Annotated in this window: 2 protein-coding genes; both read left to right on the top strand. The window is 62.9% G+C overall.

The window, feature by feature from the left end:
* The coding region (locus EOA29_RS33195; protein WP_127222187.1) for a flavohemoglobin expression-modulating QEGLA motif protein at window positions 1-1,530 on the top strand (1,530 nt) is incomplete at its 5' end.
* A 13-nt stretch (window positions 1,531-1,543) separates the two neighbouring features.
* On the top strand, window positions 1,544-2,383 hold an 840-nt coding region (locus EOA29_RS33190), incomplete at its 3' end, for a glutathione synthase (RefSeq protein ID WP_127222186.1).

The raw sequence follows: 2,383 nt of genomic DNA, 5'->3' as shown, positions 1-2,383 counted from the left end.
GTACCGTTCCTGCCGCCTTTCGAGATTGCACTGGCTAGCGGCGACACCGCGGCGGAGAAGGCGGCGCTCAAGCGCTTTGCCGCTGCGGCGTCCGGACGCGAAGCGAAATACCGCACGCCGCGCGTGGACGAATTCGTTCCCACGACCCGCGCCGAAGCACGGCTCTCGGATGATCTCGACGATGTAGCAGGCCTGACGGTACGCTTCGCGCCGATCTACAGGGTGCCTGGGTGCGAGCGCATCTATCCCGAATTGCGCGATCTTGTCGTCGCCAACATGGTGGATTCCGCGCTCCAGGCGGTCAGCGCCTTTCTGAAGGCATCAAAGCTGGAACCGCCGGCAACCCATCGTTCGTTGGGGCGGCGCGCCTATATCGACGCTGTCGTGCGCGCCGACCGGGCACTCGACAGCGTCGCGTCGACATTCGATTTCCTGCTTGCCGTCACACCGATCAACGCCGAACCGGCCTGGCTGGAATTCCAGGCAGGCGGCTTCGAGCATGTCCCAGCACTGCTCTACAGGCCGCTCGAATTCGAGGTCGCCGCGCAGAAGCGGAAGCTCTACTCGGTCTCGCTCGATCATCTGGAAGATCCGCTGCTGACCACGCTGTTCTCGCAAAAGCAGCAGGAGCTCGATCTGCAGCTGTCGATGCTCGCGGCGCGCGAGACGCCCCGTTTCGTCGAGCTCGGACGAGCACTCTATGGCAGCGTCGAGCCGAGTCTGGCGACGCGAGCACGCGCCATTGTCGAAAAGGCGCCTGGCGCTGCGCCGTCGGTGAGGCAGGAGGGATTGGGCGCCGATGCTGTCGCCGCAGCCGCGCGTGACATGATCGCTGGATACCGTGCCGCCTATTCCGATTTCGATGCTTCCGTGGAGATCCGCGGCGACCTGCCGGCCGGCCTCCTCGTCTCTCGAAACCGGTTGCTAGTTTCGCGCGATACCAACCTTCCACCGGAGCGTCTGACCGCGCTGCTCAGTCACGAGATCGGTGTCCACCTGGTGACCTATTTCAACGGCGATGCGCAGGGGCTTGCCATCTTCCGCAATGGGCTCGCCGGCTACGAGGGCATGCAGGAGGGACTGGCCGTGCTGGCGGAATATCTGGTCGGCGGCATGACCGCGGCGCGGCTGCGACTGATCGCGGCCAGGGTTCTCGCGTGTCAGGCGATGCTCGACGGCGCGACGTTCGAGGAAACTTTCCGCATTCTCCATAAGGATTTCGGTCTCGATGATCGCAGCGCCTTCAACGTCGTTCTGCGTGTCTTTCGCGGTGGTGGCCTGGCAAAAGACGCCATCTATCTGCGCGGCGTGGTGCAGGTCCTCGATCATCTGAGAGGCGGCGGCAGCCTTACGCCGTTTTGGATCGGCAAGATCTCCGCCGCGCATTTCGGCGCAATCCAGGAACTCAATGCGCGCGGCTTGCTGCGCGCGCCGCGCCTCGAACCTGCATTCCTTTCTTCCGACGCGGCGCGTCCGCGGCTCAAGAAGGCGATGGCGGGAATCGATCCGATCGATATGGTTGGGACTTGAGGGAGCATCCCCGATGCGCATTGCGTTCTTCGTCAATTCGATCGAGAGCGAGACGCCAGGCTACACGACGACAACGCTGGCGCTGGCTGCAGTCCAGCGCGGACATTCGGTTGTCTATGTCGAACCCGGAGACTTCATACTGCGTCCGGATGACAGCCTGGCTGTCAGCGTCGCAGTCTTGCCGGACGCTTCCTACAAGACGCCCGACAAGCTGCATGCCGCCCTGAAGGATGCCGCGAAGCAGAAAAAGACCTTCGTGATAAGCGATATCGACATCCTGTTTCTGCGCAACGACCCGTCGCTCGACGTCAGGGATCGACCATGGGCCGCCAACGCAGGCATCATGTTCGGGCGGCTCGCAGCGGAACAAGGCGTCATCGTCGTCAACGATCCGGATGGTCTGGCGCAGGCACAGAGCAAGCTCTACCTGCAGACCTTTCCCGAAGCGGTTCGGCCGGCGACCCTTATATCGCGCAGCATTGCCGAGATCCGCGCATTCATCGACAAACACTCGAAGGGCTGCATCGTCAAACCACTGCAAGGGTCGGGTGGCAAGAACGTCTTCCACATCGCGACGCCTACCGATTCCAACCTCAACCAGATTTTCGAGGCGGCCAGCGGTGACGGCTATCTCATCGCGCAGGCGTACATTCCGGAGGCCAAGGCTGGTGACGTGCGTCTTTTCCTGATGAACGGCCTGCCGCTGCTGCGCGACGGCAGTTACGCCGCCTTTCGCCGCATCCCAGCCAAGGGCGACGTCCGCTCCAACATCCACGCCGCCGGAACCGCCCGCAAGGTCAAGGTAACTGACACGATTTTGCGCATTGCCGAGATGGTACGCCCCAAACTGGTC

The sequence above is a fragment of the Mesorhizobium sp. M1E.F.Ca.ET.063.01.1.1 genome (assembly GCF_003998155.1).
In the GTDB taxonomy this organism is placed as follows: domain Bacteria; phylum Pseudomonadota; class Alphaproteobacteria; order Rhizobiales; family Rhizobiaceae; genus Mesorhizobium.
The sequence above is the reverse complement of the archived record's forward strand: the minus strand, read 5'-3'. Positions and strand labels throughout refer to the sequence as shown.